The following is a 24,206-nucleotide window of genomic DNA, read 5'->3' on the forward strand; positions in this document are numbered from 1 at the left end:
AAATCCTCCTGTTATATTAAAAAATAAATAATGCGAATGGAATTGTGATTAATAAAGTTAAAACTACTCTTTCAAACCAGATAACTACCAGTTTCCAAATTGGAATCTTAATATCAGTAGAAACGATAACTGGTACTACACTTGAGAAGAAAATTATTGCCGAAATACTCATAACACCTGTTGTAAATCTCGTTATCAAATCTGCATCCTGTGATATTGCTGCCGGTAATAACATTTCAATAAAGGCATCCCTTTACTAATCTCATCTTTATCTTTATAAGGAATATCATTATATGTCTTGTTCGATTCAAATCTTATCGGCGGAATATGTACAGTGATTGCAGTCACTATAAAAGTGATAACCAATGCACTCCAGAAAAAAAATTCCTATGATGCTATAAATATAAAACCGCCACATCTACATCCCCTCATTTTCTGAATATTCTATCTACATTTTCATTATAATTTGTTATCATATAGATATCTAATATCAATAAACTAATAATTAATAGTTTCAATCTATTAATAAAAGGAGATTATATGAAAATCCTGCATTTTGAATATTTTATCGCTGTTGTAGAGCACAATAGTTTCACTCGTGCAGCTGAATATCTTCATATTGCTCAGCCATCACTAACTACCGCCATCAAAAAATTAGAGCATGAATTAGGATATGCGCTCCTTACACGTTCGACAAAAGAAATAAAAATTACCGAAAAAGGGATATTGTTTTATCAATATTCCAAAGAAATTGTCAAAGCTTATCACCATACTGTTGAGAAGATGTATGATTTGAACGAGAGTGATTTCCCTAAAATAAAGATCGCTATATTAGAATCAACAAATCGTTGGGTGTCACAAGTCGTCAAAAATCACGCAAATCAATTTGAATCTCAGCGTTATCAAATAAAAGAAATCCTTTCAGTCAAAGATTCTTTAATCGCACTGATGAACTATGATGTGGATATTGCAATTACAAATGAGTTGATAAATGACGAGGCGATCGAATCCATGCCACTATACACTGAGGAATATATTATTTTAGGAAATATAAAAAATCAGGCCAGTAAAGTAGTCACATTAGACCACCTGCCGTTAATATTACCGAATGAATCATTTCAGGTCAGACAACATTTAAACGATTATTTTAATCGTCATGCAATACGACCAAATATTGTAATGGAAGTCGATCGCTTTGAAACAGCTTCAAATTTTGTTCATGACGGTTTAGGATATGCAGTTGTCCCTAAAATATATTATCAATCGTTTAATACTAATCAACTTACTACACATAAAATAGCGCCTACAATTAATCGTACGATTTACATCAACTATCACAAAAAAAGAAAGCACTCATCCAGAGTACTTTCTTTAATTGATAGGTTTATTCAATATTGGAATTTCGATGCAGCATACGAAACATAATGTGGCCGACCATTTTTGCTGTACGTCCGTCAATATCATATTCCGGATTCATTTCTGCGATACTTATATGTTGTGTTTTATCATGCTTTAATACTTCTAATATTAAACGTAAAACTTGCTTAGGACTTAATCCAAAGCTACAAGGTGCACTGACGCCTGGTGCATAGGCGCTATCAATCACATCGAGACATAACGTAAGCATAATGACATCATATTTATCAATAAATGATGCGATGCTTTCGTTTGTACTGTCCTGATCAATATGTTCGGCGAGCACATATTCCACTCCGCGCTCTTTAGCAATATTAAACAGATGCTGTGTGTTTCCTGCTTGTTGTATACCAAGAACGAGATAGCCTGCATCAGGATCTTCATCAATAATTTGCTTAAACCCTGTGCCACTTGTAGCCTGGTTTGCATCACGTAAATCGAAGTGCGCATCAATATTAATCACACCAATGGATTGATGCGGATAGAGCTGTCTCAATCCTTTGTAATGTGCATACGAAATATCATGACCGCCACCTAATAACATATGAAACTTCGCAAGAGGATGCGTTTTCTCTATCATATCGGCATATTCATTTTGTACATTTTCAACATCGTTTTCATCTGTTGATATATTACCGAAGTCACCAATAGTTATATCGTTCATCAAAGCCAAATTGCCAAATTTCCCTCTTATTGCATCCGGCCCCTGCTTTGCTCCAATGCGACCTTGATTTAAGTACACGCCACGGTCAACCGCATATCCAAGTATACCGACATCATATTGAGATGTATGATCTTCTATTTGTTCATTTTCACGATTATCATCTATTTCTTCAAGATTAACGACATCCACAACCTGAAAATTTCTAAAATGCGCGCTATTTTCAGTATCATCAATTCTGCCGGTCCATAAATTTTCATCGCCCTTTGTGTACATTATTATTCCCCCTTTGATTGCTGAACAAAGCCTTGAACAACACGTTTCGCTTCTTCAGCAAGTTCAATGATACCGTTGTTATAAATATTGACACCGCCTGATTTTTGACCCAGTAAGTAGAAATGTTCTAACTTACCTTTGGCACTTATCACTTCATTATTGACTGGTGTCACATAAAAACCACCATCAGGATGCGTAATCAGCAAGTTTTGATCGACAAGATTTTCAATTAAAGGATTAGGTTCAATCGCATCTTTATAATTTTTCGCTGGTCCTGTTGCATTAATCACATAATGTACACGAATTTCTTCTTTCTTCGTATAAATCCTGTATTTATTATATTTATATTCAACTGAAGTCATATCACTTAATATTTCAATCCTATTGTTGTTGATGCCCTCAATCATCGCTTCTGCGGTTGCTTCAGGCATCGGATTAGAATATGCAGTAATCACATCAGCGTAATGATCCTTATAATATTGTTTGTCCGACTTTGTCATAAACGGCCAGATTAAAGGCGCTGTTCTTGTTAATTCTAAGACGAATGATTGTAAATACCCGACTTCTTTTGGATTTGCTAAATCAAATGTCATCGCACGCAAAGGATTTACGCGACTTACATTAAATAATTTATCTGAGTTAATCCCAAGATGTTCAACTTCTTTGTCAAATAAAGCTTTTAATTCTGTTAAAGGCAGAAATCCATTATGCTTTGATTTTATCTTTTCTAATTTAGATAAGGTTATATATTTAAATTTTATATCTGCCATTTCACCGCGTACAGATTGTACTTTACCATCTCTACTCATCAGATAAAGCTTCGTTTTTAATTCCGGAGTGAAATATCGAACTATATCAACAGCAGATAATCCTGAACCGATTACAGCGTAATCTTTTTCCGGTTCAATCTCTATGCGATTTAACGGATACGGCCATTTGAAATAATTCGGTGTATCCATCAATTGATACGGATCCATCGGTCCGAACTGACCTGGTGATAAGAACACAGCATCGACTTCATATGTTTCATCCTGTGTTGATACGAGATAACCGTTATCAATCTGCTCAATATTTCTTACATGATTACTGACAATCTTGACATGCTTCTTCTTAGCAAATTTCTCGAAATGATCTGTCATATATTTACCGAATAACTGTCTTGAATAATATTGGTTCTGAGATACATTTTCATTATCTTCTTTATGTACCTCTAACTGAATCACATCTTCATTTTTGGCAATCCACTTCACAAAATCATCCGGTTTGTTCGGTTTCATGCTAATTAAATTACCTGGATAATTCATGAGTAACTCCGGATCGTCATATTGAAATGCACGGCCGCTTCCTAAATACTTCTGATCATCGAAACAAATCACTTTAAAGTCATCCAGTTTACTTTTTGATAAGTATTTCAGAACATTTACACCTGCCACGCCTGTACCAACTATAGCAATTTTCATAAAAAGTTCCTCCTTTTATATATATATTATCAAAAAATAGGGTATACAAACTTAATGAGCGGGATTTAATCATAATCAAATATATTTATCTTGAAAAAAACAACAATTAGAGGTGACATTATGTTAGAAATCAACAATGTCTCGAAAGTGTATCGAGGCGGAAAGAAAGCAGTCAACAAACTAAACATGACGATCGAGAAAGGTGAATTTATCGCTTTTATCGGGACTTCTGGTTCTGGTAAAACAACCGCAATGCGTATGATTAACCGCATGATTGAACCGACAAGTGGTTCAATTGTATTGAACGGAAAGAACATTAAAGATATGAACCCGGTACAATTACGCAGAAATATCGGTTATGTTATTCAGCAAATTGGTTTACTCCCTCATATGACTATCCGTGAAAATATTACCCTTGTTCCAAAACTTCTCAAATGGTCAGAAGAAGACAAAAATAAAAAAGCAGAAGAACTGATTCAACTTGTAGACCTCCCCGTATCTTATCTCGATATGTATCCATCACAACTGTCAGGTGGACAACAACAACGTATCGGTGTAATCCGCGCACTCGCTGCAGATCAGGAAATCATTTTAATGGATGAACCTTTTGGCGCATTAGACCCTATTACCCGAGATACCCTTCAGGATTTAGTAAAAGAACTGCAAGTCAAATTTAATAAGACATTTATTATGGTAACGCATGATATGGACGAAGCGATTAAACTTGCGGATAGAATCGTTATAATGAGCCATGGTGAAGTCATTCAGATTGATACGCCAAATAATATATTACGCAATCCGGCAAATGATTTCGTAAAAGATTTCATCGGAGAAAATAGATTAATCCAAACAACACCAAATATTAAAACCGTTGATCAAGCAATGAATAAGCCAATATCAATCACACCAGAAAAATCAATAGGTGAAGCGATTAATCTTATGAGAACAAAACGTGTAGATACACTGTTTATTGTAGATGAACAAAATGTGCTTGTCGGTTATGTTGATATTGAAGACTTATCAGAAGCACATAAAAAACATTTAAGTTTATCGCGCATTATGAACCACAATGTATATTTCGTACGTACCGGGGTTTACCTTCAGGATACTGTTCGAACGATACTGAAAAGAAACATACGCGTCATCCCTGTACTGGATAAACAAGATAAATTATTAGGTGTCATTACACGTGCCAACCTAGTAGATATCGTTTATGACACAATCTGGGGTGACGAGGAAGAGGAGGCATAAACATGATTGAATTTTTAAAGGAAAATCAAGCCGAACTCTTTACAAAGACGATCGAACATATCTCAATATCATTACTGAGCCTACTCGCAGCAATAATCGTTGCCGTACCACTTGGCATCTTACTTACGAAGTCTGATAAATTAGCGAAAGTTGTACTCTCTATCACAAGTGTATTACAGACAGTACCATCACTTGCGATACTTGCAATGATGATTCCATTCTTCGGTATCGGAACATTACCCGCAGTAATCGCGTTGTTCCTATATGTATTACTACCTATCTTAAATAACACATATTTAGGTATTCAATCTGTAAAGAAAGATGCGAAAGAAGCTGGACGTGCGATGGGAATGACATCTAACCAAATTCTCAGAATGGTAGAATTACCGCTTGCAGTACCAGTCATTATGAGTGGTATCAGGTTATCAGCAGTCTACGCGATCAGTTGGGCAACACTCGCATCATATATCGGTGCAGGTGGACTTGGAGACTTTATCTTTAATGGGTTGAACTTATTCCAGCCAAAATTAATTATTGCCGGAGCTGTCCTGGTAACGTTGTTAGCGCTAGTAACAGATTTAATTCTTGCAGTAATTGAAAACTACACGACCCCAAAAGGCTTAAAAGTATCAAAGGGGGATTTATAATATGAAATTAAAGTTTAAAAATATCGGATTGATTTTAAGTGCAATGGTACTTATTATTGCACTCACAGCTTGTTCTAATAAAAATGATACAGACAAAGTTAAAATTGCTTCAGTTTATACAACGGAAAATCAAATATTAGCACATATGATAAAGAAACTTGTAGAAAAAGATACAGATCTTCCTGTAGAAATCATCAATAATCTAGGCTCTGGTACTGTTGTACATCAAGCGATGGTTCGTGGAGATGCGAACGTATCAGCAGGACGATATACAGGTACAGATTTAACTGGTGCTTTAGGTAAAGACCCTATCACTGATCCCACGAAAGCAAGAGAAGTCGTAACAGAAGCTTTTGAGAAAGACTTTGATCAGCACTACTTTGATTCATATGGTTTTGAAAATACGTACGCATTTATGGTAACGAAAGAAACAGCTAAAAAGTATCATCTTAAAAAAGTCAGTGATTTAAAGAATGTGGCTTCTAAGCTTAAAGCTGGTGTCGATTCTTCATGGATGAAACGTAAAGGTGACGGTTACGAAGGATTTAAAAAGAAATATGGCTTTGACTTTCAGGATACTAAGCCGATGCAAATCGGTCTCGTATACGAAGCAGTTAATGCAAACAAGATGGACGTTGTATTGGGTTATACAACTGACGGCCGAATTCAAAGTTATGATCTTCAAATCTTAGAAGATGATCTTCATTTCTTCCCACCTTACGACGCTAATCCTGTAGCTAGTAATGCATTATTAAGGAAACATCCTGAAATCAAATCAATATTAGAATCAATGAAAAATAAAATCTCAACAGAAGAAATGCAGAAGCTAAACTACGAAGTAGATAACAACTTAAAAGAACCTGCTCTTGTCGCTGAAGCGTATCTGAAAAAGCATAACTACTTTGAAGGAGGTAAATAAGATGGAAAAAATGAATGCATTCGAACAACTCATCCATTACTTCCAGGATAATGCTGGTTATGTATTTCAATTGTTTATCGATCATTTCTTAATAAGTATTTATGGTGTATTACTTGGCGCACTTGTTGGTGTTCCGATCGGTATATGGATTGCTCGTCATAAACGTTTAGTAGCTCCCGTTATTGCTATCGCAAACATTATACAGACCGTTCCAGCAATCGCCCTACTCGCCTTGTTGATGTTAGCGTTAGGGTTAGGTAAGACGACTGTCATTACAACTGTATTCCTATACTCACTACTTCCTATCATCAAGAATACGTACACAGGTATTAAATCTGTTGATACACATTTAATTGATGCAGGTAAAGGGATGGGTATGACAAAACGTCAGTTACTGACAATGGTCGAACTGCCATTAAGTCTATCTGTTATTATTGCAGGTATTCGTATCGCACTCGTTATCGCAATCGGTGTAACAGCAATCGGTTCATTTATCGGTGCACCGAGTCTTGGTGATATCATCATCCGTGGTACGAATGCAACAAATGGTACTTCAATCATACTAGCTGGTGCATTACCTACTGCTATTATGGCTGTATTAGCTGATATCATTTTAGGATTTATAGAGCGACGTCTCGATCCGATTAAACGTAATAAAGAGTTGAAACAAGCACCACAAGACAGATAATAATATCCTTCTTAAGTCTTATTTTAATAAATTAAAGTTTTGTGCTATGATTTATTTAATGACTTAAGGAGGATTTTTCTATGAAATCAAAACATTTATTATCAGCATTACTTAGCACGACTTTAATTTTTGCAGCGTGTGGCAATGATTCTGCAGATAAAACTGAAGATAAACCTAAGACTGAAGAAACAAAATCTAATACTGATAATCAAGCAACTGAAGAAGCTAAAACAACTGAAAGTAAAGAAACTACCTCTGACACAACAGAAACTACTAAAGAAAACAAAGATGCTGTAGACTTAATTGAAAAAGCAAAAGATGCAGGTAAAGATACGAAAAGTTACCATGCTGTATTAGATACGACAATGACAGCAGACGGTAAAGATACAACTGTAAACATGGACATGAATGTTGATGATAAAGGGACAACTCAAATCACAACTGAGTCTATGGGTCAAAAGATGGATATGTATATCTTTGATAAAAAGGTTGTAATGTCACCTGATAGTAAAACATTTATGGATGTTACGAAAGCAATGGGCGCACGTGTTCAAAAGCAGCTAGAACAATTAGATTATGCGACTGCTTTAAATTCATTAGATGGATATAAGGATGCTGAATTTAAAGAAACTGCAGATGGTTACAGCTTAACTAAGAAGTTTAAAAATTTAGCTGAATATAAAAAGATTGCTGAACAAACGGGTTCTCAGAAATTAATTTCATCGATTGAAAAGCAAGTTGAAGACGTGAAAGGTGAAGCAGTCATTAACTTTGATAAAGATTATATGATGAAGACGACTGAAACAAAAGTTGATATGACGATTAAAGATAAGAAAATTGCAACTGAAACGAAAGCAAATTATGATAACTATGATAAAGTTCCAGCAATTACAGTGCCAACTGCTGCAAAGTCAGCAAAACCACTAGAAGAGGTTCAAAAAGAAATGCAGGACAAAATGAACAGTTCTTCTACTGAAACATCAACTGAAGCAAAATAATACACAAAAAAACTACCTTGAGGTTTTCCCTCAAGGTAGTTTTACTTATTTCTTGCCTTCAATGTAAGCTTCTTTATAGCTGTTAATTTCAGAGCTGTTTACGACAACGCCTTTTACATAGGGTTTATCCATATATGCTGATCCACGTTGAATTACTGGAATTAGAGCTGCGTCATCCAGTAACATCGTACTTGCTTCACCTAATGCTTTCCAGCGCGCTTCAGGATCTTTCAGTAACGGACCTTTTGCATCTTCAATTAACTTATCGTAAGCTGGATTATTATATCCAGTATTTGTTTCAGTTGATAAGAATAAATCCAGGAATGTCATTGGATCTGCGTAATCCGGGAACCAGTTACCGTAAGAAATATCATACTGGCCTTTTCTCTCTAAGTCTAACTTTTGTTTAAATGGTTGTTGTTTAATCTTGATAGTTAATCCATCCAGGTTTGATTCTAATTGTTCTTTAAAATATTCAGCATCTCTCTTCGCTGTATCGATATCTACAGTTAATAATTCTAATTCTAATTTATCGACTCCTAAAGCAGCTTTTGCTTTCTTCCAGTTTTCTTTAGCACTTTCTCTATCAAATTTTAAGTTTTCTCCACCAGCAATTTCAGAGAAGTCACTGCCGTCTGGTCCTTTATAGACATCTTTTGGCGTTAATTGATTAGACGCTACAGAACCGTTATTTAAATTGTTCTTCACGTACTTATCTTTATCAATAGATTTCGCTAATGCTAAACGTAAATCTTTATTCGATAATTCTTTCTTACGATCACCTTTATATGAAATTCTGAAGAATGATTGTGCAGCAGATAATTCAGTTTTAAAGTCTTTATTTGATTTATATTTCTCTACGTTTTCAGCAGATACACCAACTGAATCCACTTTACCTGTTTCATATAAGTTTAATCCAGTTTGCGCATCTTTAATCACTTTATAGTTGATTTCATCTAACTTCACTTTATCTTTATCCCAGTATTTATCGTTCTTAACGAGTTTTACGCTTTCTTCTGTTTTCCACTCTGCTATTTTAAATGGACCGTTGTATAACGTTGATTTTGCATCGATACCATATTTATCCCCTAATTTTTTAGCAAACTTTTCATTTTTAGGCTTATAAGTTCCGAATGCTAGTAATCCTTTGAAATATGGCTGATTATTTTTCAGTTTAATCTCAAGTGTGTTATCATCGATTGCTTTAACACCAAGTTCTTCAGGCTTCTTCTCACCTTTATTAATTTCCTGAGCATTCTCAATATCATACATAATAAAAGCATATTCTGAAGCAGTCTTAGGATCTACAACGTTTCTCCATGCGTAGACGAAGTCGTTCGCTGTAACAGGATCTCCATTCGACCATTTTGCATCTTTACGTAATTTAATTGTCCATGTCTTACCACCATCAGTTTCTTTTGGATCTCCTTCAGCTAATGCTGGAACTGGCTTAGTATCTTTATCTAAACGATATAATCCTTCCATAACGTTCTCATACATCTCGAAACTTACCAGATCAGTAGCCAGTGCTGAGTTCATCGATGGAATATCAGATGATAATACTAAATTTAATACTTGTTTCCCCTTACTATCTTTCTCGCCGCTGCCCCCACTACATGCAGCGAGAACACTTGATAATACTAATACAAATGCAATTAACCATAAATAATTCTTCCTCATGCTTTCTCCCCCTAAATGAATGAAGTACTAACTTTAAACTTATTTTATATTAAAAATTCTGATAATTCAATCTTTTATTAAAATAAATTTTTATGCATAAAAAAACAGAAAGCTTAAGCTTACTGTTTGTAATAATAACGTGTAAAATATTTGCCTTCTAATTTTAATCTTTGATAGTCCTTTGCGATACCACGTGCGTTATGATGTGCCCAGCGTACATCTGTTGCATACTGGTGTTCACCAGGATGTAATGGATTGAAACGCATGCCGTATAAAGTATTTTGATGCTCTTTAGATATAAATTCATCCTTAATGAATTTAGTACCACCCATCACAGCTTTCTCAGGTGTATCCCATCCTTCTTTAAAAGCAAATTTTGCCGCTTCATTTACCGGATCATGATCATACGCGCCAATACCGAAGAAATTATAATATTTTTTATCCCCTTTACCAACGCGTCCTTTATCATCGACTTTAACACCACGAGCTAGCTCACTTTTACCTTTACCCGTTTCAAGTAACGCATGATTAACCAGATATATTTCATTGATATCTTCAATACGACTCGCTTTAGCAAATGTTGTACCCAGGCCATCTAAAGTTCCTTTCCCTTTAAGTAAGGTATTTAATTTAGCAGCAGACACTTTCTGACTCATGCCTAGATTTAAGAACTGGTAACGCTGTTCAGGATGGTGATAGTATTTTTTAGGATTTAAATAATAATCAATCTGTTTTTTCGTCGCATTTTTCCACACGACGCCATTAGAGAACTGAGCTGCACTTTTCATCTGTTGATTCAATGCAAATTGATATGAATGTGGCATTTCAACTTTATAATTCATCATCTTTTTTTCATATTGTTTAATCGAATAACCTATCATTAAATAAATGATAAATGCAATGCTGCAAAGTATCAATAACAATATCATTTTATTTCTTTTTTCCTGTCGTTTAGTAATTTTCGCCATCGCGCACTCCTAATGTATTCTATTTAATTATTTATTATACTATAACTCTTTTTGTGAAATTAAACACATATAAAAAAAGACGAGACTTAAGTCTCATCCACTATCTATTTTGGATAGCCAGGCGCAAGTACAGGTTTACCTTCACTATCCAATATCGGTGTTAAACCGGCACCATAACCCATTGCAGCGTACAAATACTGCACACCTGTTTGTTCATCCGTAATGATATAAGTACTCATCATTTTTGAACCTTTATCTGAACCATCTTTAACATTTGAAAATCGTTTATCCTCACGAGACATTATTTTTCCCCCAGTGATTTAATAAATAGTAACATCTGTCCTGCATCGAGTGCTCTTTTGTAATCAATCTTTGAGATATTAGATAAATTTTCTGTTTCATAGTGATGACTGGAAACATCCTTACCTGTAAAAAATGCTTTAATCTTGTCCGGCATATTACCATCAGCACTAATATAGTTAACATCCTGATCAATTAATGCCAGCCCGTCTATCTTACTTTTAGAAACGATAAATAAATCACGCGTATCAATGCCTTCTTCTCTTAACTGTTCAATCTTGCCATGTAAAGGTTGTTCACTCGTGAAAGCATCTACAAATTTCACATTAATCTCCTCCCAAGCATTGTGTTAACTTACTATTCCCATAACAACTTATTATGAAACAAAATTTGTAAGCACACCTAAGATGATTTAAATAATATTTTTAAGCTCTAATAAATTCTGGATACTATATTTTGCCTTACTATCTTTATTCGGACCGAAATAACAGGCATCAATACTAGCATTGATGGCACCATTAATATCTGAAGTTTCAGTATCACCTATCATAAGCACTTCTGATAAATCTGTAATATTTAATGATGCTATAATCACATCGAAAAACGCTTTTTGTGGTTTCTCGTATCCTACTGCTTCAGAGATAAATTGATGGTCGAAGTATGAAATAATATTTGCATCCGTCATGCGACGCATCTGAGTATGTAACACACCGTTTGTTGCTGAACAAATCGCATAACCTCTCGACTTTACGTACTCAAGAATTTCAACTGCATGTGGTACAAGCTGATGATTTTCATTGATACCGATTCTAAAAATATCCTCTTTCTCCTGAGGATTTACTTTAATCCCTTTCTCACTAAAGAACACTTCAAAACGTTTCGTCAGTACCTCCTGCTTTACAAGCTTACCCTCTTCAAGTAACCCCCACATCGATTTGTTAATCTCTGAATAACGTTTAAAGTTTTCCTCACTATCTTCAATGCCTTCAGATTGAAACACAGCACGAATCGCTTCTCTTTCACCTTTGCTGAAATCAAGTAACGTATTATCTATATCAAATAGAATATATTTGTACATTGCTAAACCTTCTTTGTTTTTTCTTCTATTATATTATAGTTGTCAATAATATCTATCGCCATAATAATAACCTAAGCATAGGCTTAGGTTATGGTGTATGTCTATTTAACCAAAGAATCAGCAAATACCTCTTCACTAATCTCTTTTATCAGCTGCAGTTTCTTCCATTGATCTTCTTCTGTAAGAAGATTACCTTCCTCTGTAGAAGCGAAACCACATTGAGGGCTTAAACTTAAACGTTTAAGAGGGATATATTTCGTTGCTTCCTTAATTCTTTCTTTAATTACTTCTTTATCTTCAAGCTCTGGAAATTTCGAAGTAATAAGACCTAATACCACTTTCTTTTCTCCACTTACTTTATTTAACGGCTCAAATCCACCTGCTCGTTCTGTATCGTACTCTAAATAATAGCCATCGACATTTTCTTTACCAAATAGTTCTTCAGCTACTGCTGTATATGGTCCACTTGATGCATAATCAGATTTATAATTACCACGACAGACGTGTGTATTTATGATTAAATCATCGGGACCATTGGCTATGACGCGGTTATTAATCTCTAAAATTTCCTGAATCAACGCTTCGCTAGATTTATCCGTACCACCACCTTGTCCATGAATTTTGTCACGGATTTCTTTTGAAATATGAATGCCCCAGGAACAGTCATCCAGCTGTAGAACTTTTAATCCTTCTTTATGTAAGTCATCGATTACCTGTTTATATGTTGAAACGATATCATCATATAGCTCTTTTTTGTCTGGATAGACAGCATCTACTGTCTCTTTTACACCAGGTCTTGTTAATTCAACGAGTAATTGCGCAGGTGCAGGAATCGTTTGCTTTACCGTTAAATGACTGGGTGCGTTATCTCTTACAAATTTAAAATGCTCAACGAACGGATGATCTTTACCGTTAATTTTATCAATGAACTTTACTGAATCACTACGTGTTTCTATATTGTTAAACTGATAACCATGATCTAGAATCTGTTGTTCGATGCCATTGAATCCAAAGAAGAAATCCAGATGCCAGTAGCTACGTCTAAACTCACCATCCGTCACTGTTTCATAACCTAACTCATCTATTTTTTGAATTAACTTTATGATTTCTTCATTTTCAACTTTTGTCAGTTCATCTTGCGTAATTTCGTTATTTTTAAATTTTTCACGCGCCACTTTTAATGCTTCAGGTCTTAAGAAACTCCCTACGTAATCGAATTTTGGTTGTTTGATTGTATTTGTCATATTGATCATCCTCCGGTAAGTTTAATTTTTTGTTTATATATACTTGTATGTCGTACATATCACTATCAGCCATAATAAAAAACCCCACACTCCTTTACACTTTAGTAAAGGGTGAGGGGTTTCCCACGGTACCACCTTTATTCATATCGCCATCACTGACGATACCTCAATGAGTACAAATAATACTCTGACGTTGATAACGAGCGCCAATCCTCGGACATAACCTACTAGAATACGTTCAGCATGCAACTAAAGAGGCCATTTTCAACTTAGTTCAAACACTCCATCTCACCACCTGAAGCTCGCTGTAGAAATTCGTAAGTTTACTTTCCTCTGTACGTTTTGTAAATATTGAATTAATACACATTATAAGAACGATAGTTTTATTTGTCAACAACAATTCTGAAAATTCTTATTTTTTAGTTGGTTTTGTGTTATTGATTGACTGGATGGTAGTTTATTACTTTTACTGCGCGCGTTCGGTTTGGTCCGCGCAAATTTTGTTAGATTCTTACTTTTGATGCGCGAGATTGTATGGAGTTGTTTACTTTTTTATACAATTAGTGCCCACCTCCAAAATGAAGTGGGCACCTGTTTACTTTTTTATACAATTAGTGCCCACCTCCAAAATGAAGTGGGCACCTCTAAAATGAAGTGGGCAGCGATTTACTTTTTTATACAATTAGTGCCCACCTCCAAAACGAAGTGGGCACCTATTTACTTTTTTATACAATTAATGCCCACCTCCAAAACGAAGTGGGCACCTATTTACTTTTTTATACAATTAATGCCCACCTCCAAAACGAAGTGGGCAATAATTTACTATATTTACCACAGAATTGCTATCACCTTATAATCTAGCAATCGCATCCGCAATCGCTGTATCACCATTAACCACTTGAAACTCTTTACCGATTGTATTGTCATTCTCAATAACCGTCTTCAAGACTTCGGCAACGTCTGCTCTTGTAATCTTAGCCACTTCTACTGTTTCCGCAACTTTAACATTACCAGTTTCAACATCGTCGGATAAGATACCCGGATGTACAATTGTATAATCTAAACCAGCATCTCTTAATACGTTATCTGCATAATGCTTTGCAACAACATAGGGTCTGAAATCAGAATCAGCTTCTTGAATTGCTTTACGTGTTGTATCAAACGAGCTTACCATTACAAATCGTTTGACGCCAACTTTCTTAGCTGTATCTATCGTTTTAACAGCGGCATCAAGATCTATCAGCATTGTTTTATCAGCACCTGTACTTCCACCAGAACCTGCTGTAAATATTACGCTGTCGACATCTTTAAATACTCTTTCATATACCGGAAGATCATCTTCTAAATCTAATATTCTCGTTTCGACATTTAAACCATCAAAATATGGCTTTTGTTCCTCTTTACGAATGACCGCGATAGGTGTTACATCACTATTTCTCGCTAACTTCTCAACAAGTTGTTTACCTACCTGTCCATTTGCTCCGATAATTAATGTGTTCACTAAAAATCACCCTTTCGAATTTGTACCCCCATTGTACAGCACACAATACAAAATTCAATTTATCTGTTTATATTTCTAATTATCTTCTGTATCATAAATAATAAAAGGAGATTATCATCTTGTCTAAACTCAAACTCGTTCGACCTACACTACAATATAAAGAAGATATCTTAAAATATCAGCAAGAATTTAATGCAACAAAAGAAGTGATTCACGGTTCGTCGTCACTCCACAAGTTTAACGATTTCGACGAGTGGTTTAATAAAGTACAAAACAGTGATAACCTCGAACGTATTCCTCATGGCATGGTACCTGCAACACAATTCTTATGTATAAATGAAGATAATAAAATAGTCGGCATGGTAAATATCCGACACTACCTCAATGAATATTTATTACAAATTGGTGGGCATGTCGGTTATTCTGTCCGACCAGATGAAAGAAGAAAAGGTATCGCAAAATGGATGCTTAAAGAAAGTCTAAAGTTCTTAGCTGAAAAAGAAGTTGAGCGTGCGTTAATTACATGTGATGTCGATAATATTGGTAGCAGGAATACGATACTCGCGAACGGCGGGAAATTTGAATCCGTTGTTCATGATGAATATGATGATATTGATGTTGAACGTTTCTGGATAGATATTTAATTTTCACTTTTAATTTAGACATAAAAATAGAGGAATCCCACATAATCGAACGGTGATTCTTCTTTTTCTATTTTTTCGAATTTCTAACTTCATCTCTATTGATGAATATATTTGCGATTCTGCCGAATATATCGTTATTAAAGTCCGCTCCACCAAAGGCAGCTTTTGCATAAGTATCATCTTCTCTACCTTTTAAGCCTGGTGTATCAAAATTCGTATTGCATGTGCGACCTGCAGAATTGTGTTCACCATGATGTTTCCGTGGCCAGTTATTATTCTTCTCAGTCATAACACATTCTCCATTACAAATAAGATATATCTCTCAAATATATTATACCATAAAAAGAGATTAAAACATAAAATGTAAATATCATTTATCGAAAAACGATAATTTTTATTGTTATTCGATAAATTTAATGTTATATTTTTATTGTAAAACGATAAAGGAGAGATTGATATGAATAAAAGCATTGCATCATTAAAATTTACAAAGTATTTCGTTCTATTCACAATTATTATCACACTTCTAACAACATTTCTGACAATTACAGATATCTTATCAAGCCCCATTAGTACTGATCTATGGACCTTTACAAATCGTGGTTTATACTACTTTTTGGTCTATATTATTCAATGTATAATGTTATTAACAATATTAATAAATACATACCAGCTTATGAAAAAAGTTGACGTTGCAGATTATTTTAATACGATCAATCATGATAAGTTATTCCTTATTGCGACATTAACAATATCATTTGGTGCATTTAATTTGGTTAAGAAATACCTGAACGCACCGGTAGAATATTTAATATTATTAGATACTACGGTAGAAACAAATCTGTTATTATTTATCTTAGGTATCGTCATTATTACCTCATTATTTATCTATGAAGCATCAAGTAAAATTAAAGAAGAACATGACTTAACGATATAGGTGTACACGATGATCAAAATAAAGTTAGATGAAGTTTTAAAAGAACGTAATGTTTCTTTAACAGAGTTATCAAATGCAGTTGATATTACCATTGCAAATCTTTCAATCTTAAAGACCGGAAAAGCAAAAGCAGTGCGTTTCAGTACTTTAGAAGCAATATGTGATTATCTTGAATGTCAGCCTGGTGATATTATCATTAATGAAAAGAAGGTATCTGAATAATTTCAGATACCTTCTTTCTAGTTATTTGCCATCCAGCTTTGATACTTAATACCTGACGCTTCACAACCCATTCTATCTTTATAACGATCAAACTTGGGTTGATATGATTTATTTGTAATTGGGGTAAATATTTCTAAAAAAACAGTACTTAAAAATAAGTACCGTTAATTTACTACTATTCTATTGGTTCATCTGATTTAAAAACTTCAATTTCCTCTATATGATTACCATCTCTTTTAATAATTTTAAATAGATAGTTATCATGATAAATCTCATCTTTATTTTCACTGATAAATGATAACATCCAGCCACCGATAGTGTCGACATTATCTACATCAAATTGAACACCTAAAAGTTTTTCTGCATCACTAATCAATACACTAGAATGCATCTTATAATGATTATCATCCATTCTAATTATCTTTTCTTTCTCATCAGCATCAAATTCGTCACGGATTTCTCCGACAAGCTCTTCGATGATATCTTCTATAGTAACCAATCCACTTGTACCACCATATTCATCCATTAGAATTGCTAAGTGTACTCGATTTGCTTTCATCTTATGCAGAAGTTTAGTTAAAGCTACTGTTTCAATTTCTCTCATAACTGGATGGATATAATCAGTTAATTGCTTCTCTTGTATAATCTTAATATCTTGTAATGTTAAATCAATAAAATCTTTTATATGAACATAACCTACAATATTGTCCTTATCAATTTCATATACTGGATATCTTGTATAACGTTCGTGCTGTATCATTTCTATGACGTCAATAATATTATCATTTATATCAATCGCAATAATTTCATTTCTTGGTGTCATTACTTCTCGAGCAACTTTATCATCAAACTCAAATGCGTTATTAATTACTTTAAGCTCATTGATATTGATTTCACCAGATTGATAACTATCTGCAAGTAACATACGTAATTCTTCTTCCGTATGTGTTAATTCATGTTCTCCTACTGGTTTAATACCGATTACTTTCAATAATAATCTTGCTGAACCATTTAATAACCAAATAAACGGATAAAGTATTCTATAAAAGAACATTATCGGTTTACTAAACGCTAATGTCACTGCTTCTGCTTTCTGTATCGCAATTGTTTTCGGAGCTAACTCACCCACAACTACATGTAAAAAAGTAGCGATAATGAATGCAGCAACTAAAGTAAAAATATGAATTAAATCAGTTGGTATACCAATCATCTCAAACATAGGATGAAGGATAAATTCAAAAGTCTTTTCCCCAACCATACCTATACCTAATGCTGTAATTGTAATCCCTAATTGACAAGCACTTAAATATTCATCTAAATGATTTACTACTTTACTAGCAGATAAAGCGCCTGGCTTGCCTTCATTAACAAGCTGATTTAATCTTGAATGTCTTACCTTGATGATTGCGAATTCTGTTGCGACGAAAAATGCGGTTAAAATGATTAGTATCGTAAATATAATTAAATTTATAGTTGTTTCCAATAATATATTCTGTCAAATGACAGAATATTCACCTCCATTAATTTTGTATAAATAATAGTAATGCTTTAATCAAAGCTAAATCTTTCTTGGCTAAAGATCTTGCTTCAGTAATATCTTCTGATTGTGCAATATGCTTAATATCATGTTCTAATTGATTCATCTTTAATCTTAAATCTTGAATGTCTATGACTTCATGTGATGTAAATTTATTTTTAATTTCATTTAAATGCATACCTTCTTGCTTAAGCCGTTCAATTTCTTTAATCCTATCCACCATGTCCCTTGAATAATATCTATAGTTCGATTCACTTCTATTAAATTCTAATAATCCAAGATTGGTGTAATAATCTACTGTTCTATTGGTTACACCTGCTAATTTAGCAAGTTCGCCTATTTTTAATACGTCCTTCCCAATTAGCTCTCCTCCATCCAAACCATCACGTGATAGTTTATATATTATAGACTTTTTATTCGGACCACAATAAATATGTATATTTATGTGCAAAATATAGTTAAAATTGTGAACATTTTCGACATAAATAAATAATACCCTTTGTAGGATGCAATAATTAATGTACTAGTATAAGCCTATCTTATTGCCATCAAATTCTACTCTAACCTTGAATATATTGATTGTATATAAACTTTACAAATCTATTTTTTATCATCACAATGAAAATATAACAACACTATGAGGTGGTAATAATGAATCCATTTTATCTCTTTTTAATATTATCCTTAAACTTATTCCTTGGTTTTTTCATAAAAGAAAACGGATCCGATATTATGGTCCTTTTGTTTATGAGTAATCTGCTTTCAGCACGTCTGTTCTCTGACGAAAAGAAAAAACAAACTTTATTATCAAAAGATTACTATAACTATATTTTCATCCATATAATCTATAGTGTTATATGCGTAACCATTCTGAGCATCTATTTTAATTACTGGATTAAAATCGGATTATTCTTAATGCTCTTTATTATTGTTACTACTTATCTAAAATTTATTAAAAATAAATAAGCCCTGCATTTGCAGGACTTAATATTAGTTTTTTGCCATCCAAGCTTTAAATACCATATCTTTTGCTTCGCATGCCATTTTGTCTTTATCACGATCTAACCCTGGACGGTATGATTTATGATTGTATGTCACACCATATGGATAATATTTATTCAAATCTTTACATTTACCGAACTTTAAAGGTGCACCTTTTTTATATTTAGAAGTTGGGTATCCAGCCTTTGTAGCTTATTTTACTTTATGAGAATCATTTATATTTATTTTTTACTTTCAATTGTTTCTCCATAAATCTCGAGAAAAATAACAAGTCCAACTAAACTTACCGTAATAAATGTATTAGCATAGGGCAAATTTATCACTTCAAAAAGTTTCAAGTCATAATCAAATATATAGTGACCTAACCAATATATAAACTTTGAAAGTAGAATTAAATATATTAAACCAATACAAAAATTGATTAATTTTAATTCAAAGCTTCTAATCATATTAACTCTCCTCAAAATCCAGATTTATTGGTAATGAAGGCAAATCTTGTGGCTTAGTTAATGTGTCTGTATTAGGTATAGATAAATCTACTTCTTCTACCTTAAACTGATCGATCCATACTTTGCCTTTACCTAATAGCATTACACCAAAATGCATTGATGCTGCACTTTCACTAACGTCCAGTATGACAGAATAATAATTCCATTCATTTGTACCGATAATTGCTCTATCCATCATATTATCAAACTGCAGTATATCGTATTTTGCATCATCAATTCTAGCCCAGACGCCACATTTATCAACCGCTTCTGTCTTAATAAATGCTGAGAATTTCACACGCTTATTAATAAAAGATTTTGCAGAGATACTTTGCATTAATGTCCCAAAAGTATTCTCATTAAATGTTGCATTATCATTTATTGAATATAATAAAGCTGATTTTTGACCACTATGAAATACTTTTGCATCCAATTTTGTCTCGTAAAGATGAGGCGCCGTCCCAGTCATAATCCATCCCTTAATATTTTCTGAAGTCATCACTTCGTCCTCCTTGTTATCATTTGTTAATCCACTCATCAATTTTCGATATTTACCTGGTGGTAAGCCGTACACTGATTTAAATCTTCGCGAGAATGCTTCTTGTGATTGAAAGTTCAGTACAAATGCCAGATCGATAATGCTAATATCGGTATACAATAAATATTGTGAAGCATAAGCAATACGCCTACTTAAAATATAGTCATAAAATGTATAGCCTGTCGCTCTCTTGAACATCCTCATCAAATGGAACTTTGAATAACCTGTGCGCTTTACATAATCTTCTAACGTATAATTTTCTAGTAAGTTTTCCTCAACAAGTTCAATAATCTGATTGATATTATCCTGACTCAATATGTATCACCTCATAAATATTGTAACTGTTACCTGCGATTTGTTTTTGATAAATGTTGCTGTATTATAATATTAAAATCAATTTTAAGTTGGAGGTCTCCAATGCGCAAACTAGAGGTTGTCCCGTATAATTCTGAATGGTCAAATATGTTCCAAAATGAAAGAATCGCATTAGCTCAAATTCTGAACGATGAAGTGATTAATATCCATCACATTGGAAGTACTTCAATACCTACTCTTAAAAACATAATTCAACTGAACTCCATATCATATTATTTTCTTTTTTAACACACATGTATTAAAATAAGATTATATTATTTAGTACATGTGTGTTAAAAAGGAGATTGACGATGCCGAAAATAGTAAATCATGAAGCTAAAAAGCAACTAATATTAGAAATTGCCTATCATAATATACAGGAACTCGGTAAACAAGGCACATCTGTTAGAAGTATAGCCAGTGCAGCGAAAATGACACCAGGACAAATCAGGTATTACTTTCCAAATCAGTCTGCATTACTTTCAGAAATACTAAATATGCTTACTGAATCAATTGAATCAAATATCAAATCAATATTTATGGACCGAAACATACCTCTTGAAAAAAGAATTGTCGATGCAATATTACTAACAATGCCACTCGATAAGAAAAGAACTGCGGATATGATTGTGTGGTTAGCGGTACAAGAAGAAAATAGCACAATTGATGAAAACATGATGAGTGATGAAATCTACGTATTAGTACAAAAATCATTTGAACTCTTGCATCAAAATAATAAAATAAAGCCTTCAATCGACAAAGAAAAATCCATCACAAAACTGCATGCTTTAATTGATGGATTAGCGTTACATAAACTTTATCAGCCGAAACAATTATCAAACACTTTAGTAGAACAAATCATAACGGAAGAAATTCAATCATGGATGGAGTGAGTAAAGTGAGTATCATCATAACATTAATCATTGCAGCTGAAATTCTATTTTGGGTGTTCATAGTTCTTGGATTAGTAACAAGATATATATTTCATAAAGAAAAATTCAGTATGTTATTATTATCATGTACAATACTAGTTGACCTGTTTTTAATTATCGCTACAACATTCAATCTATACCAAGGTGGAACAGCAGAAATTGCACATGGTATCGCTGCTGTATACATTGCTATTTCAATTGTATTTGGTAAAGACTTTATCAATTGGGCAGATGAAAAATTTAAAGTATTATACTTAAAAGAAACACCTCGCCAAAAAATATACGGAAACCAATATGCAAAGCAATACTTAAAGAGTTTTTTAAAACACATCATTGCATTTCTTATCGCATATGGGCTTATCTACCTGATGCAGCTTGTTGCAAACAATCCGTCTTCTCTGAATAATTTACTGGGCGTAATACGTATATGGAAGATTGTCCTCATCATCGATTTTATCATCACAATCAGCTACTTTATTTGGCCGAAGAAAGCGAAATTAGATACTTGATAATTATTGAAACATAGTAAATAACCGGATCAAATTATTAAAGTATTTGATCCGGTTTTTAAATTTACATAAAACATTATTTTAACACTTTGAAAGCTTTATATTTTACACCCCCATATATAAAGTTCTGCTTACTTGATTCATTATTTATTCAGTTACATCTATACACTTGTCTAATTCACTTATCGCCTTTGTTGACTGAAGTTCAATAATACTACTTCCATAGGAGAAAACGGCATCCCTAATCGACGATATTTTCAAAAAGGTGGCGATAATAGAACACATCATCTGCACATCTATGAATTGTATGATTTTAATATTACAAGACATATTGCATTTCGGGATTATTTAATCGCACATCCTGAACAAGCGAATCGATATGCAGATAAGAAACTAGCGTTAGTTAAACAAAATGCCACTGACATAGAAGCATATATAGAAGGGAAAAATGATCTCGTAAAAGAATTAGAGGAACATGCGATTGAATGGTATGAAAAATAATAATATAAAAAAATCACTTTTTTTCTAAGAAACTAACAATTTTTAAAAAATAAGGCAGCCATATTGCTATGACTGCCTTACGTTACTTATCTTTCTTTTTATTTGTGACTGGGAATAGGACTAAGAATAAAATAGGCAGCATAATGATGATCCAAAAATACCATTCCAAAAGGGCTTCCTCCTAAATTATCACAAATTGTACTTCATCACATAATATATCATGGAGAAGAAGAATTTAAAATTAATCATACTCTTATATTTATAACTATTTCCCGACTTCCTTATACAAATCCATAATTTTATATTTAACCTCTTTATCTTTAAATCTTAAAACAATAACATCTTTCTCGTCTATTTTTTCTTTTTCATTATCGGAATTAATTATCGTATTTTTATTTAGAAAAGTTATAGGAATATCAATACCTTTATGTAATGAAGCAGGATCATTCAAGCCCTTTCGTCCTTCATATACAAGATAAATTCTTTTATTTTTTGATTTAATATAAATTTCTTGACTTGGTAACACAAAATGATGTTTATTCTTTGCTGTAATATGCAAGTTTGCTGTGTCAGCTTTAAATTCTTTTTGTACATTCACGTTATTTGCGTCAGTAACCCATTGTGTGGCATATAAATAAATATAAATGCCAAATAAAACTGTAGAAAATAATAAAGCTCCTAATATAGACAAAATAACTTTCTTTTTATTTGACTTCTTAACTTTCTTCAATGCATCAAATTCTCGTGCTTCCTGATGTTGATAATCAGTTTCTTCACTCAATTGGTCTTCCTGTAAACGCTCATATAACGCTCTGCAAGCTTCACATTTATTCATATGGTCATACATCAATTCATTTGTTTCATCACTTGTCAGACCATCGATATAGTTAGGTAACAAGTCTTTAAATAAACTATGATTCATTATGATACACCTCGATTAATTTTTGTTTTGCTCTAAAATAAGTAACCCTAGCCCAATTTTCAGTTTTACCAAAGACAACCGCTATTTCATTGAATGTGAGTTCTTTCTCAATTCTTAGTAACACGATTTCTTTTTCAAGTGGTTTTAATTGATCAATCAAATAATACAATTCGCCTAATTGTTCTTTTAATAGATAATCCTTTTCGACGTTCATTGAAGTACTGTTAATATTATTCGATAATCTATCCACTAAATTTCGTTGTTTAGTATTCTTATGTAGGGCTTGTTTCGCCAGATTTAACGCTATTTGACATAACCACGATGAGAATTTGGTATTCTTATCAGGATCAAATTTATCTAACGACTTAATCGCCTGATAAAACGTTTCCTGTGTTATTTCTTCAGCAAGATCTGCATTATTCAAATACTTTAACAAGAACTTATAAATAAAATCACGATATTCTATATAAATCTGATTATCATTCATCCCGACCCTCCTTCTATATATTATTCATATTTCTAATACTTTCGTT

General features: G+C 33.3%; 29 protein-coding genes and 1 pseudogene. 13 read left to right on the forward strand and 17 right to left on the reverse strand.

The features are described 5' to 3' along the window. Positions 1 to 16: 16 nt before the first annotated feature. The gene (locus HT586_RS12425; protein ID WP_238999222.1) at positions 17 to 235 is read right to left on the reverse strand and encodes a hypothetical protein; all 219 of its coding nucleotides are present in this window, start codon (positions 233 to 235) and stop codon (positions 17 to 19) included. 305 nt (positions 236 to 540) lie between these two features. Between HT586_RS12425 and HT586_RS09145 the strand changes: the two genes are divergently transcribed. Next, positions 541 to 1,425 carry a LysR family transcriptional regulator gene (locus HT586_RS09145; protein WP_096076086.1) on the forward strand — a complete coding sequence of 295 codons (885 nt, stop codon included), beginning with the start codon at positions 541 to 543 and terminating at the stop codon, positions 1,423 to 1,425. Here the strand turns inward: HT586_RS09145 and hutG are convergent. Next, a complete protein-coding gene (gene hutG, locus HT586_RS09150; protein ID WP_203545656.1) occupies positions 1,385 to 2,353 on the reverse strand; it encodes a formimidoylglutamase in 969 nt (322 codons plus the stop codon). The two genes, HT586_RS09145 and hutG, sit on opposite strands and share 41 nt — an antisense overlap. 2 nt (positions 2,354 to 2,355) lie before the next feature. Continuing rightward, positions 2,356 to 3,813, reverse strand: coding sequence for an FAD/NAD(P)-binding protein (locus tag HT586_RS09155; RefSeq protein ID WP_203545657.1), 1,458 nt, complete (start codon positions 3,811 to 3,813; stop codon positions 2,356 to 2,358). Between the two features lie 120 nt (positions 3,814 to 3,933). Here HT586_RS09155 and HT586_RS09160 point away from each other — a divergent pair, with 120 nt between their 5' ends. The 5 genes from HT586_RS09160 to HT586_RS09180 all read left to right on the forward strand — a co-directional run bounded on the left by HT586_RS09160 (position 3,934) and on the right by HT586_RS09180 (position 8,316). Next, on the forward strand, positions 3,934 to 5,064 hold the full coding sequence (locus HT586_RS09160; RefSeq protein WP_203545658.1) for a betaine/proline/choline family ABC transporter ATP-binding protein: 1,131 nt from the start codon (positions 3,934 to 3,936) through the stop codon (positions 5,062 to 5,064). A gap of 2 nt (positions 5,065 to 5,066) precedes the next feature. Beyond that, positions 5,067 to 5,711, forward strand: coding sequence for an ABC transporter permease (locus HT586_RS09165; protein WP_111744599.1), 645 nt, complete (start codon positions 5,067 to 5,069; stop codon positions 5,709 to 5,711). A gap of 1 nt (position 5,712) precedes the next feature. Next, complete coding sequence (locus HT586_RS09170; protein ID WP_203545659.1) at positions 5,713 to 6,630, forward strand: osmoprotectant ABC transporter substrate-binding protein; 918 nt, start codon at positions 5,713 to 5,715, stop codon at positions 6,628 to 6,630. A 1-nt stretch (position 6,631) separates the two neighbouring features. Further along, on the forward strand, positions 6,632 to 7,318 hold the full coding sequence (locus HT586_RS09175) for an ABC transporter permease (RefSeq protein WP_269152335.1): 687 nt from the start codon (positions 6,632 to 6,634) through the stop codon (positions 7,316 to 7,318). Positions 7,319 to 7,398: 80 nt separating this feature from the next. Further along, positions 7,399 to 8,316, forward strand: a complete 918-nt coding sequence (locus HT586_RS09180; protein WP_203545660.1) for a DUF6612 family protein — start codon at positions 7,399 to 7,401, stop codon at positions 8,314 to 8,316. 45 nt (positions 8,317 to 8,361) lie between these two features. Here HT586_RS09180 and HT586_RS09185 read toward each other — a convergent pair whose 3' ends face one another. From HT586_RS09185 to HT586_RS09215, 7 genes are all read right to left on the reverse strand, one after another. Next, positions 8,362 to 9,996: a peptide ABC transporter substrate-binding protein gene (locus tag HT586_RS09185; RefSeq protein ID WP_203545661.1), complete on the reverse strand. Its 1,635-nt coding sequence runs from the start codon at positions 9,994 to 9,996 to the stop codon at positions 8,362 to 8,364. 119 nt (positions 9,997 to 10,115) lie between these two features. Continuing rightward, a complete protein-coding gene (locus HT586_RS09190) occupies positions 10,116 to 10,964 on the reverse strand; it encodes an N-acetylglucosaminidase (protein ID WP_203545662.1) in 849 nt (282 codons plus the stop codon). Between the two features lie 104 nt (positions 10,965 to 11,068). After that, positions 11,069 to 11,266, reverse strand: a complete 198-nt coding sequence (locus HT586_RS09195) for a DUF6440 family protein (protein ID WP_096076080.1) — start codon at positions 11,264 to 11,266, stop codon at positions 11,069 to 11,071. Then, positions 11,266 to 11,589: a general stress protein gene (locus tag HT586_RS09200; RefSeq protein ID WP_203545663.1), complete on the reverse strand. Its 324-nt coding sequence runs from the start codon at positions 11,587 to 11,589 to the stop codon at positions 11,266 to 11,268. Before HT586_RS09200 ends, HT586_RS09195 begins: the two co-directional genes overlap by 1 nt. 87 nt (positions 11,590 to 11,676) lie before the next feature. Then, entirely contained in the window at positions 11,677 to 12,342 is a 666-nt protein-coding gene (locus tag HT586_RS09205; RefSeq protein WP_188017532.1) for a YjjG family noncanonical pyrimidine nucleotidase, read from the reverse strand. A 101-nt stretch (positions 12,343 to 12,443) separates the two neighbouring features. Further along, positions 12,444 to 13,586, reverse strand: a complete 1,143-nt coding sequence (locus HT586_RS09210; protein WP_111744592.1) for a 5-methyltetrahydropteroyltriglutamate--homocysteine S-methyltransferase — start codon at positions 13,584 to 13,586, stop codon at positions 12,444 to 12,446. A gap of 850 nt (positions 13,587 to 14,436) precedes the next feature. Further along, entirely contained in the window at positions 14,437 to 15,087 is a 651-nt protein-coding gene (locus tag HT586_RS09215; protein WP_188017530.1) for an SDR family oxidoreductase, read from the reverse strand. 119 nt (positions 15,088 to 15,206) lie between these two features. On the opposite strand from HT586_RS09215, the gene HT586_RS09220 reads away from it, so the two are divergent. Then, positions 15,207 to 15,731 carry a GNAT family N-acetyltransferase gene (locus HT586_RS09220; RefSeq protein WP_203545664.1) on the forward strand — a complete coding sequence of 175 codons (525 nt, stop codon included), beginning with the start codon at positions 15,207 to 15,209 and terminating at the stop codon, positions 15,729 to 15,731. A 67-nt stretch (positions 15,732 to 15,798) separates the two neighbouring features. Here the strand turns inward: HT586_RS09220 and HT586_RS09225 are convergent, their stop codons facing one another. Then, on the reverse strand, positions 15,799 to 16,020 hold the full coding sequence (locus HT586_RS09225) for a hypothetical protein (protein WP_203545665.1): 222 nt from the start codon (positions 16,018 to 16,020) through the stop codon (positions 15,799 to 15,801). A 168-nt stretch (positions 16,021 to 16,188) separates the two neighbouring features. On the opposite strand from HT586_RS09225, the gene HT586_RS09230 reads away from it, so the two are divergent. Both HT586_RS09230 and HT586_RS09235 read left to right on the forward strand, forming a co-directional pair. Continuing rightward, on the forward strand, positions 16,189 to 16,668 hold the full coding sequence (locus HT586_RS09230) for a hypothetical protein (protein ID WP_203545666.1): 480 nt from the start codon (positions 16,189 to 16,191) through the stop codon (positions 16,666 to 16,668). 9 nt (positions 16,669 to 16,677) lie between these two features. After that, on the forward strand, positions 16,678 to 16,890 hold the full coding sequence (locus tag HT586_RS09235) for a helix-turn-helix domain-containing protein (protein ID WP_203545667.1): 213 nt from the start codon (positions 16,678 to 16,680) through the stop codon (positions 16,888 to 16,890). A gap of 175 nt (positions 16,891 to 17,065) precedes the next feature. On the opposite strand, the gene HT586_RS09240 is transcribed toward HT586_RS09235, so the two are convergent. The 4 genes and pseudogenes from HT586_RS09240 to HT586_RS09255 all read right to left on the reverse strand — a co-directional run bounded on the left by HT586_RS09240 (position 17,066) and on the right by HT586_RS09255 (position 20,770). After that, the gene (locus HT586_RS09240) at positions 17,066 to 18,373 is read right to left on the reverse strand and encodes a hemolysin family protein (protein WP_203545668.1); all 1,308 of its coding nucleotides are present in this window, start codon (positions 18,371 to 18,373) and stop codon (positions 17,066 to 17,068) included. A 37-nt stretch (positions 18,374 to 18,410) separates the two neighbouring features. Next, positions 18,411 to 18,806: a MerR family transcriptional regulator gene (locus HT586_RS09245; protein WP_203545669.1), complete on the reverse strand. Its 396-nt coding sequence runs from the start codon at positions 18,804 to 18,806 to the stop codon at positions 18,411 to 18,413. Positions 18,807 to 19,417: 611 nt separating this feature from the next. Next, positions 19,418 to 19,552 (reverse strand): annotated as a pseudogene (locus tag HT586_RS09250) (excalibur calcium-binding domain-containing protein); the annotation flags it as partial. A 327-nt stretch (positions 19,553 to 19,879) separates the two neighbouring features. Beyond that, the gene (locus tag HT586_RS09255; protein WP_238999224.1) at positions 19,880 to 20,770 is read right to left on the reverse strand and encodes a helix-turn-helix domain-containing protein; all 891 of its coding nucleotides are present in this window, start codon (positions 20,768 to 20,770) and stop codon (positions 19,880 to 19,882) included. A 102-nt stretch (positions 20,771 to 20,872) separates the two neighbouring features. Here HT586_RS09255 and HT586_RS09260 point away from each other — a divergent pair, with 102 nt between their 5' ends. From HT586_RS09260 to HT586_RS09275, 4 genes are all read left to right on the forward strand, one after another. Continuing rightward, positions 20,873 to 21,058, forward strand: coding sequence for a GrpB family protein (locus HT586_RS09260; protein WP_203545670.1), 186 nt, complete (start codon positions 20,873 to 20,875; stop codon positions 21,056 to 21,058). Between the two features lie 62 nt (positions 21,059 to 21,120). Continuing rightward, positions 21,121 to 21,702 carry a TetR/AcrR family transcriptional regulator gene (locus tag HT586_RS09265; RefSeq protein ID WP_133354527.1) on the forward strand — a complete coding sequence of 194 codons (582 nt, stop codon included), beginning with the start codon at positions 21,121 to 21,123 and terminating at the stop codon, positions 21,700 to 21,702. Positions 21,703 to 21,707: 5 nt separating this feature from the next. Beyond that, positions 21,708 to 22,250 (forward strand): hypothetical protein, encoded by a 543-nt coding sequence (locus HT586_RS09270; RefSeq protein ID WP_238999227.1) that lies wholly within the window; start codon positions 21,708 to 21,710, stop codon positions 22,248 to 22,250. Between the two features lie 222 nt (positions 22,251 to 22,472). Then, complete coding sequence (locus HT586_RS09275) at positions 22,473 to 22,751, forward strand: GrpB family protein (RefSeq protein ID WP_269152473.1); 279 nt, start codon at positions 22,473 to 22,475, stop codon at positions 22,749 to 22,751. 265 nt (positions 22,752 to 23,016) lie between these two features. Here the strand turns inward: HT586_RS09275 and HT586_RS09280 are convergent, their stop codons facing one another. Both HT586_RS09280 and HT586_RS09285 read right to left on the reverse strand, forming a co-directional pair. After that, positions 23,017 to 23,673: an anti-sigma factor family protein gene (locus tag HT586_RS09280; RefSeq protein WP_188017518.1), complete on the reverse strand. Its 657-nt coding sequence runs from the start codon at positions 23,671 to 23,673 to the stop codon at positions 23,017 to 23,019. After that, positions 23,663 to 24,160: an RNA polymerase sigma factor gene (locus tag HT586_RS09285; protein ID WP_188017517.1), complete on the reverse strand. Its 498-nt coding sequence runs from the start codon at positions 24,158 to 24,160 to the stop codon at positions 23,663 to 23,665. The genes HT586_RS09280 and HT586_RS09285 overlap by 11 nt, the downstream gene beginning before the upstream one ends. Between the last annotated feature and the right edge of the window lie 46 nt (positions 24,161 to 24,206).

Origin of the sequence: Macrococcoides bohemicum (genome assembly GCF_016865215.1) — a bacterium.
GTDB classification, from domain to species: Bacteria; Bacillota; Bacilli; order Staphylococcales; family Staphylococcaceae; genus Macrococcoides; species Macrococcoides bohemicum.